Source organism: Thermaerobacter nagasakiensis, from assembly GCF_055396825.1.
This window is the reverse complement of record NZ_AP043740.1, coordinates 1,579,247-1,594,793: the sequence shown is the minus strand read 5'-3', so window position 1 is coordinate 1,594,793 and position 15,547 is coordinate 1,579,247. Positions and strand designations below refer to the sequence as shown.

12 protein-coding genes are annotated in these 15,547 nt (G+C 76.4%); 2 read left to right on the top strand and 10 right to left on the bottom strand.

Features of this window, described 5'->3' with window-relative positions; all coding sequences use genetic code 11:
- Nucleotides 1-38: 38 nt before the first annotated feature.
- The 10 genes from ACZ5T9_RS06760 to purE form a co-directional block, all read right to left on the bottom strand.
- Nucleotides 39-1,979, bottom strand: a complete 1,941-nt coding sequence (locus ACZ5T9_RS06760) for a bifunctional phosphoribosylaminoimidazolecarboxamide formyltransferase/inosine monophosphate cyclohydrolase (RefSeq protein ID WP_464832319.1) — start codon at nt 1,977-1,979, stop codon at nt 39-41.
- On the bottom strand, nt 1,976-2,668 hold the full coding sequence (gene purN, locus ACZ5T9_RS06755; protein ID WP_464832318.1) for a phosphoribosylglycinamide formyltransferase: 693 nt from the start codon (nt 2,666-2,668) through the stop codon (nt 1,976-1,978). Before purN ends, ACZ5T9_RS06760 begins: the two co-directional genes overlap by 4 nt.
- Complete coding sequence (gene purM / locus ACZ5T9_RS06750; protein ID WP_464832317.1) at nt 2,665-3,780, bottom strand: phosphoribosylformylglycinamidine cyclo-ligase; 1,116 nt, start codon at nt 3,778-3,780, stop codon at nt 2,665-2,667. Before purM ends, purN begins: the two co-directional genes overlap by 4 nt.
- A 175-nt stretch (nt 3,781-3,955) precedes the next feature.
- Nucleotides 3,956-5,677, bottom strand: a complete 1,722-nt coding sequence (locus ACZ5T9_RS06745) for an amidophosphoribosyltransferase (protein WP_464832316.1) — start codon at nt 5,675-5,677, stop codon at nt 3,956-3,958.
- Entirely contained in the window at nt 5,635-8,514 is a 2,880-nt protein-coding gene (locus ACZ5T9_RS06740; RefSeq protein ID WP_464832315.1) for an AIR synthase related protein, read from the bottom strand. Before ACZ5T9_RS06740 ends, ACZ5T9_RS06745 begins: the two co-directional genes overlap by 43 nt.
- A 5-nt stretch (nt 8,515-8,519) precedes the next feature.
- A complete protein-coding gene (gene purQ / locus ACZ5T9_RS06735) occupies nt 8,520-9,458 on the bottom strand; it encodes a phosphoribosylformylglycinamidine synthase I (protein WP_464832314.1) in 939 nt (312 codons plus the stop codon).
- A gap of 82 nt (nt 9,459-9,540) precedes the next feature.
- Nucleotides 9,541-9,864 (bottom strand): phosphoribosylformylglycinamidine synthase subunit PurS, encoded by a 324-nt coding sequence (purS, locus tag ACZ5T9_RS06730; protein ID WP_464832313.1) that lies wholly within the window; start codon nt 9,862-9,864, stop codon nt 9,541-9,543.
- Nucleotides 9,865-10,154: 290 nt separating this feature from the next.
- The gene (locus tag ACZ5T9_RS06725; RefSeq protein ID WP_464832312.1) at nt 10,155-11,069 is read right to left on the bottom strand and encodes a phosphoribosylaminoimidazolesuccinocarboxamide synthase; all 915 of its coding nucleotides are present in this window, start codon (nt 11,067-11,069) and stop codon (nt 10,155-10,157) included.
- A 27-nt stretch (nt 11,070-11,096) separates the two neighbouring features.
- Complete coding sequence (gene purB / locus ACZ5T9_RS06720; RefSeq protein ID WP_464832311.1) at nt 11,097-12,407, bottom strand: adenylosuccinate lyase; 1,311 nt, start codon at nt 12,405-12,407, stop codon at nt 11,097-11,099.
- Complete coding sequence (purE, locus tag ACZ5T9_RS06715) at nt 12,404-13,132, bottom strand: 5-(carboxyamino)imidazole ribonucleotide mutase (protein ID WP_464832310.1); 729 nt, start codon at nt 13,130-13,132, stop codon at nt 12,404-12,406. The genes purB and purE overlap by 4 nt, the downstream gene beginning before the upstream one ends.
- Nucleotides 13,133-13,628: 496 nt before the next feature.
- Here purE and ACZ5T9_RS06710 point away from each other — a divergent pair, with 496 nt between their 5' ends.
- Both ACZ5T9_RS06710 and ACZ5T9_RS06705 read left to right on the top strand, forming a co-directional pair.
- Nucleotides 13,629-13,976: an antibiotic biosynthesis monooxygenase family protein gene (locus tag ACZ5T9_RS06710; RefSeq protein ID WP_464832309.1), complete on the top strand. Its 348-nt coding sequence runs from the start codon at nt 13,629-13,631 to the stop codon at nt 13,974-13,976.
- Nucleotides 13,977-14,353: 377 nt separating this feature from the next.
- Nucleotides 14,354-14,812: a DUF4395 domain-containing protein gene (locus tag ACZ5T9_RS06705; protein ID WP_464832308.1), complete on the top strand. Its 459-nt coding sequence runs from the start codon at nt 14,354-14,356 to the stop codon at nt 14,810-14,812.
- Nucleotides 14,813-15,547 lie beyond the last annotated feature (735 nt).

The window sequence follows — 15,547 nt, the reverse complement described above, 5'->3', positions numbered from 1 at the left end:
ACCGGCCGGCGGTGTCGCCGCACGACCGGGCGGGCGCCTCAGTGCCGGAAGTGGCGCCGGCCGGTGAAGATCATGGCGATGCCCGCCTGCTCGGCGGCGGCGATGACCTCGGCGTCACGCACCGACCCGCCCGGTTGCACGATGGCGGCAATCCCCGCCGCCGCCGCCCGTTCCACCGAATCGGGGAAGGGGAAGAACCCGTCGGAGGCCAGCACCGCCCCCCGGGCCGACTCGCCCGCCAGGGCCAGCGCCTGTTCCACCGCCCGCACCCGGCTGGTCTGGCCGGCGCCGATGCCCAGGGTGCGCCAGCCGCCGCCCGGCTGGGCGGCCGCCACCACGATGGCGTTGGAGCGGCAGGGCTTCACCGCCCGCCAGGCGAAGTCCAGGGCCTCCCACTGCCCGGGCGAGGGGGCGGCCCGGGTCACCACCTGCCAGCCGGTCCGGACGCCGGCGGGAAGGGGCGGGTCGGCCTCCTGGACGAGCCAGCAATCGCCCAGACCCCGGACCTCCCGGGCCCCCCAGGACCCGCTGCTGCCCGTGGCCGCTACGGCCCTTCCGGCTGGACCGGCATGCCCCGGCCCGGGTGGGGGTGATCCGCCGGCGGCCGCCGCCGGGCCCGGCGCCTCCAGGATCCGCAGGTTCTTCCGCCCGGCGAGGAGGGCCAGCGCCTCCCGGCTGAAGCCCGGGGCGACGACCACCTCCAGGAAGATCTCCGCCAGCAGCCGGGCGGTGACCTCGTCCACGGTGCAGTTGAAGGCGACGATGCCGCCGAAGATGGACTCGGGGTCGGCGTCGCGGGCCAGCCGGAAGGCGTCCGCCGGGGTCGGGGCGGCGCCGATGCCGCAGGGTGTGGCGTGCTTGACCGCCACCGCCGCCGGCAGGGCGAACTCCTGGACGGCCCGCCAGGCGGCCAGGGTGTCGAGCCAGTTGTTGTACGACATGGGCTTGCCGCCGCGCTGGACGAACCCGCCCGGCGCCCCCGCCGGCGCGGCGGCGGTCACGAGGTCGCCGGTGGCCGCGCCGCCGTCCTGAGGCGTGTGGAAACCTCCCGGCGGCAGCAGCGGCCGGTAGACGGCCGCCGCCTGGTGGGGGTTTTCGCCGTAACGGAGGACGCTTTCCCGGCGCAGGGGCAGCACCAGGAGTTGAGGCCAGGCGCCGTCCCCCACCCGGTCCGGAGCGCCTTGGGCGGAAGCGGCCCCGGCGACAGGCGCCTCCTCCCCGGCCGGCCGCACCGTTCCAGCAGGGGCCGGCCGCTCCGTTTCAAGAGGCAGCACCTCCCCCGGCATCCGGTCTGCGGGCACAAAGTCTTCCGGCCGGGTCCCCGCCAGCACCTGGGCGATGACCGCATCGTAGGCGGCGGTGTGGGCGAAGGCCTTGACGGCCAGCCGGTGGCGCAGGGCCGCCGGCAGCCCGCCCTGCGCGAGGGCCGCGACGATCTCCGGGTAGTCGGCCGGATCGACCACCACGGCGACGTGGGGCCAGTTCTTGGCGGCGGCCCGGATCAGGGCGGGCCCGCCGATGTCGATCTCTTCCAGCAGAGCGGTGCCGGCCACGCCGGCGGCGGCCGCTTGCGCGAAGGGGTAGAGGTTGACCACCACCAGGTCCACCGGCACGATGCCGTGGGCGGCCAGGGCCGCCATGTCGTCCGGCCGCCGGCGCCGGGCCAGGATGCCGGCGTGGAGGGCCGGGTGCAGGGTCTTCACCCGCCCCTCCAGCAGCTCGGGAAAGCCCGTCACCGCCTGGACGGGGGTCACCGGCAAGCCGGCTTCTTCCAGCACCCGGGCCGTCCCCCCGGTGGAGACCAGCTCCCAGCCCAGGCGGTGCAGGGCCCGGCCCAGTTCGGCGATGCCCTGCTTGTCGGCCACGCTCAGGACGGCCCGCCGCCGGGCGAGGCGCCGGCCAGGGCCGGACGCCACCTCCGGGCGGTCCTCCTCGCCGGCAGGTCCTGGCCGGCTGCCCTTCTGCTGCTGCTCCGTCAACCCGCCACGCCTCCTTCCCGCACCGGGGCGCCCGGCCGCGGGCCGGCGCCCCGCCCCCCTCGAGGCCCCTTCAGGATCCGCACCCGGCGCCCCTCGAGCCGCACCCGCCCCGTGGCCACCAGCCGCACGGCCGCCGGGTAGAGGCGGTGTTCCACCCGCTGGATCCGGCGGTGGAGGGTCTGGGGATCGTCACCGTCCCGCACCGGCACCGCCGCCTGCAGCAGGATGGGGCCGGTGTCCACACCCTCGTCGACGAAGTGGACGGTACAGCCCGTCACCTTGACGCCGTGCTCCAGGGCCCGGCGGGGCGCGTCCTTGCCCGGGAAGGCCGGCAGCAAGGAGGGGTGGATGTTGAGGATCCGGTTCCGGTACGCCGCCACCACCGCCGGCCCGAGCAGGCGCATGAACCCCGCCAGGACCACCAGGTCCGGCTGCCAGCGTGCCAGCTCGTCCAGGACGGCCCGGTCCCAGTCCCCCGCCGGCCGGAGCAGTATCGCGGGCTTGCCCGCCGCCCGTGCCCGTTCGAGGGCCCCCGCGCCGGGGCGGTCGGACAGCACCGCCGCGATCTGCCCGCCCAGGCGGCCCGCCGCCTCCGCGTCGAGGAGCGCCTGCAGGTTCGTCCCGGCCCCCGAGGCCATCACCACCATCCGGCACGGCCCCGGCCCGGCGGGCGCTACCCCCTGCGTCACAGCCCAGCACCCCCCGGCGGGTTCGTCCCCGGCGGCGGCTCGAAGTCGACCCCGCGGGGCCCCGCCACCACCCGGCCGATGACCGGCACCTCGGTCCCCAGCACCTCCGCCGCCAGCCGGCGGGCCCCTTCCGCCTGGGCCGCCGGCACCACCACGGTCATGCCGATGCCCACGTTGAAGACCCGCACCATCTCGGCCCACGGCACCCCGCCCCGCCGGTGGAGCCAGTGGAAGACCTGGGGCACCGGCCAGCTTCCCCATGCCAGCACCGCCCGGCACCCCGCCGGCAGGGTCCGGGGCACGTTGCCCGGCAGGCCGCCCCCGGTGATGTGGGCCATGGCCCGCACCTCAAAGGCCTCCCGCAGGCGGCGGGCCGCGGCGACATAGAGCCGCGTGGGGGCCAGCACGGCCTCGCCCAGGCTGGCGCCCGTGCCCGGCAGGGGGTCGTCCCAGCGGGCGCCCGCCACCTGGGCCACCCGCCGGATCAGGGCGAACCCGTTGCTGTGGGGACCGCTGGACGGCAGGCCCAGGATCACGTCCCCGGGTCGCACCGCCCGCCCGTCCAGGGGTTCCCCGCCCGGCACGTGGCCCACCGCGAAGCCCGCCAGCTCCATGCCGCCGGGCGGCAGGAGGCCGGGCAACTCCGCCGTCTCGCCCCCCAAGAGGGCGCAACCCGCCTCCCGGCAAGCCTCCGCCATGCCCTGGACGACCCGCGCCACCCGCTGGGGATCCAGCCGCCCCACCGCCACGTAGTCCAGGAAGAACAGCGGCTCGGCCCCGTGGACCACCAGGTCGTTGACGTTCATGGCCACCAGGTCCCAGCCGGCGGTCTCCAGGGCGTCCCGCTCCAGGGCCACGGCCAGCTTGGTCCCCACGCCGTCGCAGGTGGCGGCCAGGAGACCGCCCCCCGCCCCGCCCCAGCGGAAGAACCCGGCAAAGGCGCCGATGCCGCCCACCACCTCGGGGCGGCGGGCCGTGGCCGCCACCCGGGCGATGGCCCCGACGGCCGCCTCGGCCGCCTCCAGGTCGACCCCGGCCTCCCGGTAGGTGAGCCTGCTGCCCCCGCCCCCCTTGCTCCCGGGGACCACCTCCCCGGGCGCCCTGTCGTGCATCCCGCGGCCCTCCTTCCTCCCCCACCCTGCCCCCTCTGCACCGTGTCCGGCCCTGCCTGGTTGTCCCCCTGCGCCGCCCCGTTTACGGGGAGCCGTCGGCCCGCCGTCCGGCGGGTCCACCGTCCAACCCCGTCCGGCCCTGCCCGCCCGGCCGGCCCTGGCCGTCCAGCCGGCCTCAGCCGCCCCCCGCGCCGCCGCCGGGGATCCCACGGTCGCCGGGGTCCCCACGGTGCCCTATCCGGCGCACCTTGCCTTCCGGATCCAGGGGGTAGTGCCCGGTGAAACAGCCCAGGCACAGGGACCCTGCGGGCCGGCCGGTGGCCTCCACCACCTGATCGAGGGGCAGGAAGGCCAGGGAGTCGGCCCCCACGGCCCGGGCCATGGCCTGGGGCGAGCGGCCGGCGGCCAGGAGCTCCTCGGCCCGGCCCGTGTCCACGCCGAAGTGGCAGGGGAAGCGGTAGGGTGGGGCGGTGATGCGCAGGTGCACCTCCCGGGCTCCCGCCTCCCGCAGGGCCGTCACCAGCCAGCGGGCGGTGGTGCCGCGGACCAGGGAGTCGTCGACCAGCACCACCCGCCGCCCCGCCAGGACGCCGGGCACGGGATGGAGCTTGAGGCGCACCGCTTCCTCCCGCTCCCGCGCCCCCGGGCGGATGAAGGTGCGGCCGGTGTACCGGTTCTTCACCAGGCCCAGCTCGTGGGGCAGCCCCGCCGCCTCGGCGTAGCCCGCCGCGGCGGGGAGGCTGGAGTCGGGCACCCCCACCACCACGTCGGCGCTGGCGGGGTGGACCCGGGCCAGGCGCCGGCCCAGCTCCTTGCGCACGGCGTACACGCTCCGGCCGGCGAAACAGCTGTCGGGCCGGGCGAAGTAGATGTATTCGAAGACGCAGAAGGCCTCCCGGGCAAGCCCGGCCCGGTCCCAGCCGGGCAGGGCGCCGCGGGCGGGTCCAGGGGCCTCCCCGCAGCCCAGCCACACCCAGCTGCCGGGCGGCAGTTCCTCCTCCACCCGGCCCCCCGCCGTCTCCAGGGCGCAGCTCTCCGAGGCCACGGCCCAGGCGTCGCCGATGCGGCCCAGGACCAGCGGCCGGATGCCCCAGGGATCGCGGGCCGCCAGGAGCCCGCGGCGTGTCAGGATGACCACGGCATACGCTCCGGGCACCGCCGCCAGCGCCTTGAGCAAGGGGGCCGGCGGGCCGGCCGGGTTGGTCCCACCCGGCCCGGGCGGCCCCGCCATGGCGCCACCGCCCTCCGGCGCCGCCGGCCGGGCCGGGCAGGTCCCGGTGCGGGCGCTCCGCGAGACGGCCAGGCGCGAGGCCCGGGCCGCGTGCCGCTGGGCGACCCGGCCGATGACCTCCGAATCGGCCGTGGTGGCCAGGGGAACCCCCAGGCGCTCCAGGACGGCCCGCCAGCGGTCGCCGCCCGCCAGCTGGCCGTTATGGGCCAGGGCGAAGTCGCCCCCGAAGAGCACGGGCTGGGCGTTGCGGGGACCGGGGTCGCCGGCGGTGGCGTAGCGAACGTGGCCGATGGCCGCCATGGCCCCCTCCCCCAGTCGCGCCAGGCGCCCCGGACGGCCAAAGACGTGGCCAACCAGGCCCGGGCCCCGCTGCACCCGCAGCCTCCCCGAGCCGTCCAGCACGGCGATTCCCGCGCTCTCCTGCCCGCGGTGCTGAAGGGCCACCAGCGCCCGCACGGTGCACGCCACCGCTTCGGGATGGCCCCAGATGCCGAAGATCCCGCAGGCTTCCCGGGGGCCGAAGGGCCCGGCCGGCGCGTCGCAACGGCTTCCCGCGGGGCTGCCAAGCGCCGCATGGCTGCCGCCCGCCGCCGGGAAGCCGCCCGCTGCAAGGGCGCCGGCCGTCACCCCGCCGCTACCTGGGATTCCGGACCGTCCAGCCGGCACGGGAGCGCCTCCTCCCACAGGGTCCGCAGGGAAGCCGCCGGTTCGTCGAGCCACAGCCCGCCGTCCAGCCGGACCCGAATGCGGCCGCCGGGTTCCGCCGTCAGGCCCAGGGGGTGGAGTGGGACGTGCAGGGCGGCCGCCCGCCGGGCCAGGGCATCCCATGCCCCCGGCGGGACGGCCACCACCACCCGGGTCGGTCCTTCACCGAAGAGCAGGGCGTCCCGCCGCGGGGCGGGCGCACCCGGCTGCCGCCGGATGGCGATGTCAAGCCCCAGGGCCGCCCCTTCCGCCGTCTCGCCCGGCGGCAAGGGGCCGCCGGCAAAGGCCATCTCCACCAGGGTGACCAGCAGCCCGCCCCGGCCGGCCGGGCGGGCGGCCACCACCCAGCCCTGGGCCACCGCCTCCTGCAGAAGCCGCTGCAGCCGGCGCTGCAGCTCCCACGGCACCTGGGGCAGGGCCGCCTGGCCCCCGCCTAGTGCCACCCGGTCCCCGGGCCGCGGCACCTGGTCGCCGGACCGCAGCACCTGATCCCCGGCCCGTGCCGCCGGGTCTCCGCCGCCCCGGGCCTGGGCCGCATGGCCGGCCAGGCCCGCGGGCCGCTCCGGCGAAGGGCCGGCCGCCCCGCCCCCCTTCACGTACTCGCTGCCCGCCAGGTGGCCAGCCAGAGGTCCCAGCAGGGCCACCCGGAGCCCCGGTCCGGGGAAGAACCCGGCCGCCCAGCGGCCCGGCGGGGGAATCACCCCGGCCACGCCCACCGCCACCGTGGGGTCGATGTCGTGCTCGCCCGTGGCGTTGTAGAGGCTGACGTTGCCGCCCGTCACCGGCAGGTCCAGGGCCCGGCAGGCCGCGGCCATACCGTCGATCAGGCCGGCCAGCTGGGCGTAGACCGCCGGCCGTCCCGGGTCGCCCAGGTTGAGCCCGTTGGTCAGGCCGAGGGGAATCCCGCCCACACAGCTGGCCCGCAGGGCCGCCTCGGCCACGGCCAGGGCGGCGGCCCGGAAGGGGTCCAGGGCCGCCTGCCGGCCCGTCCCGGCCATGGCCAGCACCAGCAGCCGGTCGCTGCCCGGGACCTCCAGGACCGCCGCGGGGCCCGCCCCCGGGCGGAGCCGGGTGCGGCCGCCCACCAGGTGGTCGAACTGGCTGTAGATCCAGCTCTTGCTGCCCAGGGCGGGGGATGCCAGCAGGCCGCGCAGGGTGCGGGCCACGGCCTGGGGGTCGCTGAGATCCGGGGCCTCTGCCCGGCCGTCCCTGTCCCCACGGGGGTGCAGCCCCACCCCCGCCGCCCTGGTGGCGCCGGTGGGCCCGGGACCTGCCCCCGGCCGTGCCGGGGTCGACCCCGGCCGTGGACCGGCCGGCGCTCCGGCGGGCTGGGACGCGCCCCATGCCGCCGGGGCACGGTCCGGGCTTCCCGGCAGCATCGCCAGGGCCGCGGCGGCCGCGGGCCCACCGTCAGGCCAGGACACGGGCCGGCCGCCAGACCAGGCTCCGGACCCGCCGTCAGGGCGGGCCTCAGGGCCGCCCTCCGTTCCGGCCCCGGGCCCACCATCCCCGCGCCGGCCCTCGCCCGGCAGCTCCACCCCGGGCGGCCCGTACACCGGCGCCTGGCGGGTCAACAGGTCGACGGGCAGGTCCACCACCCACCGGCCCCGGTGGCGGGCCCGGAATCGGGTGCCCCGGTCCCGGGCTTCCTCCAGCCGGCCTACCACGGCGGCGGGCAGGCCCCAGCGCCGGGTCACCCGCCGCAGCCGCGGTAGGTGGGCCGGTTCGACCACCGCCAGCATGCGCTCCTGGGACTCGGAGAGCAGGATGACCTCCGCGGGCAGGCCCGGCTCCCGCAGGGGCACCCGGTCCAGGTGCAGCACCGCACCCGTGCCTGCCCGGGACGCCAGCTCGGCCGCCGCGGCACCCAGGCCGCCCGCCCCCAGGTCCTGGAAGGCGGCCACCAGACCGGCTTCCACCAGCTCCAGGCACGCTTCGATCAGCACCTTGCCGGCGAAGGGGTCGCCCACCTGCACCGCGGGCCGGCGGCCGGCGGCGTCATCCGGGCCCAGGCTGGCCGAGGCGAAGGTGGCGCCATGGACGCCGTCGGCCCCCGTGGGCGGGCCGATGAGCACCAGCCGCGCACCGGGCCCTGCCGCCACGCCCTTGAGCAGCCGCCGGGCCGGCGCCACCCCGGCGCAGAGCACGTTGACCAGGGGGTTCGTCTTGTACCCCGGCTCGAACAGGACCCGGCCGCCCACCACTGGCACCCCGGTGCGGTTGCCGTAGGCGGCGATGCCGGCCACCACACCCCGCACCAGCCGGCGGTCCCGGTCATGGCGGGGCTCCGCGAAGCAGAGGAAGTCCATCAGGGCGACGGGCCGGGCCCCTGCGGCCAGCACGTCGCGCAGGATGCCGCCCACGCCCGTGGCGGCGCCCTGGAAGGGTTCCACGAAGGACGGGTGGTTGTGGGACTCGATGCGGAAGACCACCGCCGTCCCGTCGCCCAGGTCGACGGCGCCGGCGTTCTCCCCCGGCCCCAGCAGCACCTGGGGCCCGCGGGTGGGCAGCCGGCGCAGCAGCGGCCGGGAGTGCTTGTAGGCGCAGTGCTCCGACCAGAGCACCCCGATCAGGCCGAGTTCGGCGGGACCGGGTTCCCGTCCGAGCAGCTGCAGGACCCGCCGGTACTCGGCAGCGGTCAGGCCGGCCGCCTGCCAGGGCTCGCCGGCCGCGCCGGGGGCCCGGCCCGCGGGGTCCTGGGACGCCGGCACCCCGGACGGAGGTTGGGCCCGGTGCCGGCTACGGGGCCCGCCCTGGGGCTTCGATCGGGATTGCGGTTCTCGAACCTGGCGCTCCATGGATCTCAGCCTCCGGCCCGGCCGGTCAAGGCGGCGTGGCTCGGGCCGCTGCGCGGGCCGGCCCGGCGCTGGCTCCACCAGGCTGCGGCAGCCGCCACCCACCGGGCCAGCAGGTCGAGGCCGTCCCAGCAATGCCAGTCCGGTATGCCTGTTGGGCCTGTTGGGGCGGCTCCGCCGGCGGCTCCGGCGCCGGTGCCGGTTCCGGCCTGGCCACCGGGCACCGGGGAAGGAGCACCGGATCGGGGTCCCCCGCCGGCCCTCCCACCCGGCGCAGCCCGCCCGCCGTCCCCACCGGCCCAGCCGGTCCCCGGCCTTTCCGCCGGCCGCCGCTCAGGGTGGGGCATCAGGCCCACCACGTTGCCCGCCGCGTTGCAGATCCCGGCCACGTTGTCGACGGACCCGTTGGGGTTGGCGTCCGGGTCGATCCGGCCCGCGGCGTCGCTGTACCGCAGGATGACCCGGGCCCCCCGCCCCGGTACGAAGGCACCCTGGGGCCCCTCGCCCACGTACGCCCCCTCGCCGTGGGCGATCTCCAGGCGCACGACCCGTCCCGGCGGCAGCCCCGCCGTCAGGGCGGAGGGCCCCTCCACCCGCACCCGGACCGGCCGGCACTGGAAGAGGCCCTGACGGTTGGGCCGCAGGGCCCCGGGCAGAAGCCCCGCCTCGCACACGATCTGAAAGCCGTTGCAGATCCCCAGCACCGGGCCGCCCGCGGCGGCAAAGTCCCGCACCGCCTCCATCACCGGCGTCCGGGCGGCCAGGGCGCCGGCCCGCAGGTAGTCGCCGAAGGCGAACCCGCCCGGCAGCACCACCCCCGCGAAGGGGCGCAGGTCCCGCCGGCGGTGGTCGATCACCTCCACCCGCTGGCCCAGTTCCCGGGCCAGCACCACGGCCACGTCGTGCTCGCAGTTCGAACCGGGAAAGCGCACCACGGCCAGGCGCACCGGCGATCCCCCATTCCCTGCGCGTCGCCCGCGTCCCGCCCCGAGCCAAGGTTGGTTCCCCCGGCCCGGGTCGCAGGTTCCCTTAGACGCCGCGATCGGCACCATGCTCCGCCGACACCCCGGCGGCGGCCGGGTCGAGGCCCCCTTCCACCCGCACCCGGTACACCTCCAGCACCGGGTTGGCCAGGAGCCGCTCGGCCATGGCCCGGGCCTGTTCCGCCGCCGCCCCCGGGTCCCGCGCCGCCAGGTCCAGCTCGATGCGCTTGCCCACCCGGACCGCGGCCACGCCCGGGTAGCCGAGGGCCCGCAGGGCCGAGCGCACCGCCTCCCCCTGGGCATCCAGCGCCCCGGGGCGCAGGCTCACCTCCACCACCACCCGGAAGAACCGGCGCCCTGCCGGCCTCACGCCGGGGGCCGGCCCGCCGGGGGGGGACCCTGGATCACCGCTTGTCGCCGCGATGGCGGACCGGCCTTTCTCTCTCGACCGTCCCCGGGCCGGTTTCCCCTGCGGCCGGAGGGCTTCGCCCTGGCCGGACTTGCGGGAAGCCCCTGACGCCGGGTTGCCGCCGGTCCCCGAAGGCGCCCGGCCTGCCACCGGGCGTCCGTGCCGCCCCGGAACGGGGGCCGCCGCCCCGGCGCCGTCCCGGGCCGGGCCGCGGCCCGCCGCCAGGCCTTCGCCGGCCTCGCACAGGCGACTCATCGCTGTCCCTCCAGCCGCCGCCACACCTCGGCGTAGGCGCCGGCCACGCCGCCCAGGTCCTGCCGGAAGCGGTCCTTGTCCAGGGGCTCGCCCGTGACCCGGTCCCAGAGGCGGCAGGTGTCGGGGGAGATCTCGTCCGCCAGCAGTAAGGTGGAACCCGGCCCCGGGGTGCCCCGCGAGCCGGTGCCCGGGCCGGACCCGCCGCCTCCGTCCTGGCCCGGCGCGGGGCCGGTGCTCTGACCGGAGGGACCGGCCCCAGGTTCCGTGGGCGGGACCGCCCCCGCGCCTTCAGCCGGCACGGCGGCGGGGGCGGCGGCCGGCGGAGCCGCCGGGGTCCATGCCCGCCCGAACTCCAGCTTGAAGTCGACCAGCACCAGGTCACGCTCCAGCAGGTAGGAGCGCAGCACGCGGTTCACGGCCAGGGCTATGGCCTCGATGCGGTCCACTTCCTCCGCGGTCGCCAGCCCCAGCAGCCGCACGTGGGCGCGGTTGATCAGGGGATCGCCCAGATCGTCCCGCTTGTAGTAGAGCTCGGTGACCGGTTCGTCCAGCACGCGGCCCGGCTCCAGACCCAGGCGGCGGGCCAGGCTGCCGGCCACCACGTTGCGTACGACCACCTCCAGCGGGATGATCTCTACCCGCCGGCACAGGAGCTCCCGCTCGCCCGCCTCGGCCACCAGGTGGGTGGGAATGCCCGCCGCCTCCACCACCCTCAGCAGGTGGGCGCTGATCCGCGCATTGAGGCGCCCCTTGTCCCCGATGGTGCCGCGCTTGCGCCCGTCGAAGGCGGTGGCATCGTCCTTGAAGCAGATCCGCACCAGCCCCGGATCCGGGGTGGCAAAGACGACCTTGGCCTTCCCCTCGTAGAGCCGCTCCCCGCGCGGGGGCAGGGCCGGTTCCGCCATCGCCACGGCTGCTCCCCTCCCTGAAACGCCGCGTCAGCCGTCCTCGCCGGGCTCCAGGCCGGCCCGGCGAAAGATGAAATCCACGTGGCGCAGGTCGTCCCGGGGGTCGAACAGGGCCTCGATCTCGCCGGGCGCCAGGACCCGCCGGATCCGGGGGTCGGCGGCCACCAGCTGCTGGAAGGGCGCCTCCCCCTGCCAGCCCCGCATGGCCAGCTCCTGGACGATGGCGTACGCCTCCTCGCGGCGCAGGCCGCGTTCGACCAGCGCCAGCAGCACCCGCTGGGAGTAGATCAGGCCGCCGGTCCGCTCCAGGTTGGCCGCCATGGCCTCGGGATAGACGTGCAGGTCGCGGACGATCTCCGCCAGCAGGGCCGTCATGTAATCGGCCAGGATCAGGGCGTCGGGCAGGATGATGCGCTCCACCGAAGAGTGGGAGATGTCCCGCTCGTGCCAGAGGGCCTGGTTTTCCAGGGCGCTGACCAGGTAACCGCGGAGGACCCGGGCCAGGCCGGAGATGCGCTCGCACTTCTCGGGGTTGCGCTTGTGGGGCATGGCCGAGGAGCCCTTCTGGCCGGCGCGGAAGGGTTCTTCCACCTCCCGGACCTCGGTCCGCTGGAGGTGGCGGATTTCCACGGCCATCTTGTCGTAGGTGCCGGCCAGGATGGCCAGGGCGGCCAGGAGCTCGGCATGGCGGTCCCGGGCCACGATCTGGCTGGAGACCGTCTCGGGCTCCAGGCCCAGGCGGCGGCAGACGTAGGCCTCCACCCGCGGGTCGACCCGGGCGTAGGTGCCCACGGCCCCCGAGATCTTGCCCACCGCCACGGTGCGTCGAGCCCGCTCCAGGCGCTCCAGGTTGCGCCCCAGCTCGGCGTACCAGAGGGCGAGCTTCAGGCCGAAGGTGATGGGTTCGGCGTGGACGCCGTGGGTGCGGCCGATCATCACCGTGTGCTTGTGGCGCCGCGCCTGCTCGCCCACCGCCTGGCGCAGCGCCCGCACCTCGCCCAGCAGCAGGTCCACGGCCTGGACCAGGTTGACGGCCAGGGCGGTGTCGACCACATCGGAGGAGGTCAGGCCGTAGTGGACCCAGCGGGCGTCGTCGCCCACCTGCTCGGCGATGGCTGTGGTGAAGGCGATGACGTCATGGTGCACCTGGCGCTCGATGGCCAGGATGCGGTCGACGTCGATGCGGGCCCGCTGCCGGATGCGGGACGCGGTGCCGCGGGGCACGGTGCCCAGTTCCTCCCAGGCCTCGACGGCCAGGAGCTCCACCTCCAGCCAGGTGGCGTACTTGTGCTCCAGGGTCCAGAGGCGGCCCATGGCGGGCCGGGTGTAGCGCTCGATCATGAGGCCACCGCCTGCCCTCCGGGGGTGGCCCGCCCGCCGCCAAACCGGGGCTGGGGCTGGCGCTCGGGCTGCGGCTCGGGCCCAGGATGAGGCTGGGGATGAGACGGGGGCTGGGACACCGGCCGGGCCGGCGACGGCGACGGGGGCTCGGAGGCCTCCTGAAGGTGGGCCGTGGCCCTCCCCAGCTCGGCCTGCAGCCGCCGGTCGGCCTCCTCCACCCGGGCCTGCATGCGCTGCCGGTAGGCCTCCAGGCGCCGGCGCAGCTGGGGATCCTTGAGGGCCAGGATGCGGGCCGCCAGCAGGGCGGCATTGGCTGCACCGTCCAGGGCGACGGTGGCCACCGGCACGCCCCGCGGCATCTGGGCCGTGGCCAGCAGGGCGTCCAGGCCTCCGGCCGCGCCGCCTTTGAGGGGCACGCCGATCACCGGCAGGAGGGTATGGGCCGCCACCACGCCGGCCAGGTGGGCGGCACTGCCCGCGGCGGCGATCAGGACCTCCAGGCCTCGCTCGGAAGCCGTGGTGGCGTAATGGGCTACGCGCTCGGGGGTGCGGTGGGCCGAGGCGACGGTGGCCTCGAAGGGGATGTCCAGCTCCTCCAGAACCGCGAAGGCCTCGCGCAGGGTGGGCAGGTCCGAATCGCTCCCCATCAGGATGCCGACCCGGGGCGCGGCGGCCCGCCCGCCCAGGGCTTCGGCCGGGCTGCCCGCCGGTTCGTCCCGTTCCACGGTGATCCCTCCCCGGTACGTGGATGGCAACGGGTTGCCGAGCATTGTTCGGTTCTATAGTGGGTACGTTCCTCGTCCACCTCCCATTTCAGGCGGATCATTATCGAATGTCAATCCTGAATTGTCGGGGAGAATGTTCGGTTTTTGGCGGCGAGCGGGACGGTCCTGGCGGCGGGCGGGACGGCAGGAGCCCTGTGGCCGCCCGGGGAACCCTGGGAAGGGGAGCCGCCCGCCGCCCACCCTGCACGCTACGGGGACGGCCCCCGGCGGAGCGGCCGCCCCCGGCGCGACCCGTGCGGCCGGGCGGTCCTGGGGCAAGGCGCCGCCCCCATGGCGCCCGTTGCCAGGGGGCCGCCGGCGTTCGACCGGCATTCGGCAGGCGCCCTTCACCCCGAGGATCACCGGGCCCAGGGGCCGCCCGCCCGTGCCCCGGGCCACCCCCGCGCAGGGCCATGCCCCCGGGGCGCCCCTGCGCCGCAAGGAGGAGGTAGGTGCCATGCTGATCGTCATCAACCGCATCTGGCCCGAACCAGGCTCCGAGCAGCGCCTGGAGGAGGCCTTCTCCCGCTCCCCGGGCATGAAGGATGTCCCCGGCTGCCTGGGATTCGAGTTCTGGCGCAGGGAAGCGACCGGCCTGGCCGGTCATCCCGGGGCCGGCGCAGCGGATGCTGCGGGCGGCGCCGGCGGCCGCAGCGAGTACCTGGTGGTGACCCGCTGGGAGTCCCGGGAGGCGTTCGAGGCCTGGCGCCGGAGCGCCCACTTCCAGCATGCCCATCGCGACACCGGGGCCGCCACCGGAGCCCGCAGCGAGCTCGGGGTCTACGAAGTGCTGCGCCGGGTGTGAGCCCCACCGCCCGGGCCGCACCGCCCGCCCGCACCGGCCCAAGCCCCGGCCCGTTCCCGCGGCAGCCTGAGGAGCGGGTTTCCCGTGTCTGGGGGGACAGCAGGTCCGGTGACCCGGTGAGCCCCGACCGTGACGGCCGCAGCGCCGGCCGTGACGGCCGGGACGCCGGCCGGGGTGCCACTGCGGGCGCCTCGAACGGCGGCGCTTCGAGCAGCGGGTCTTCGGATGGGCAGTTTGCCGTTGACGAGGATGACGGCGGGGTCCCATAATCGGGCCAGGGAATATCGAGTAAGGCGATAGGGTTTCGAGGCAAGGTGTGAGCAGCCCCACTGCCTGCCCGATGGCCCCTGGCCGCCTACCCCGAGGAGGGACCCACCGTGCGCGACGGCATCCCGGTGCCCCTGGTGCGGGCCAACCAGACCTTCATCATCCTGGCCGCGGTGCTGAGCTTCCTGTTCCAGTTCCGCCCCGGCGCCCTGATCGGGCTGGTCGTGCTGGTTTTGCCTCTGGTCTTCGGTCCCCGGGCCCACCTGGTGTTCCACCTGGCCCGGCCGCTGCTGGCCCGCCGCCTGCCCGGGGCCGAGCGGGAAGACGCCCACGTGCAGCGCTTCAACCAGACCCTGGCCAGCCTGTTCTTCGGCATCGGTGCCGCGGGCCTGTACCTGCTGGCGCCGGTGGCGCCCCTTTCGGGCGCCATCGTGGGCTGGGGGGCGCTGCTGGCGGTGGCGACGGTGGCCTTCATCGCCACCCGCGGGTTCTGCCTGGGCTGCACCATCTACTACCAGCTGGTGCGGCGCGGCTGGATCCGCAGGCCCGGGTCGACCCCGGCGGTGTGAGGGGCCGTCCCGGCGGCCCCAACGCCAGGTCCCGGCCCGCCGGCCAGAGCCGCCTGACCCCTTGACAGGCCGGCGCCGGGACCCCATAGTAATCGGCAAACCGTGGTAGCCCCGTGACAACGGCCGTGACCGGCCCCATCGTGCCCAACGGCGCCGGGAGGACGAGTACTCGGCGGCCGCCCGGCCAGAGAGCGGGACCTGAGCGCTGAAAGTCCCGTCCGGCGGCCCCGCGGGAAGATCCCCTCCCAGGCCGTTTCCTGCCCCTGCCGCTGCAGGGGCAGGAAACGGCCCGCCGCCGCCCGAACGGGTGGTTCCCTGCATCGCGTTCAGGTGCCGCCTGCATCGCGTCCGGGTTCCACCCCAGTAGACGCGGCCGGGTTCTCCCGTTAACGGGACAGGGCATCGCCCCTTGCGGGCCGTGCCTGGCGAGAGGGCCGGCAGCCCTTGCTCCGTCTCCTCCCGCACCGGCTCCTGCCGCCCAGCCCGGTGGGAACGGTCCGGCGGGGCTGCAGGCCAATGAGGGTGGTACCGCGGATGGCATCGCAAAGGAAAGCCCCCGTCCCTCGGGACGGGGGCTTTTTGCATCCAGACCCCCCAGGAGGTGATTCCCCATGGGCGACGGCAAGGCAGCCCGTCTCCCCCAGGCCGGCGGCGCCCCGCTCTAGGCGCGTTCCCCCGGCCGCACCCACCCGGCAGTGCGTCCAGGCCCCGGATCCCTCGCCGCGGGACCAGGGA

Coding starts and splice junctions, on each gene's coding strand:
- purM (WP_464832317.1), bottom strand. CDS start 3,780: ATGCACGACAGGGCGCCCGGGGAGGTGGTCCCCGGGAGCAAGGGGGGC.
- ACZ5T9_RS06740 (WP_464832315.1), bottom strand. CDS start 8,514: ATGGAGCGCCAGGTTCGAGAACCGCAATCCCGATCGAAGCCCCAGGGC.
- purB (WP_464832311.1), bottom strand. CDS start 12,407: ATGATCGAGCGCTACACCCGGCCCGCCATGGGCCGCCTCTGGACCCTG.
- ACZ5T9_RS06710 (WP_464832309.1), top strand. CDS start 13,629: ATGCTGATCGTCATCAACCGCATCTGGCCCGAACCAGGCTCCGAGCAG.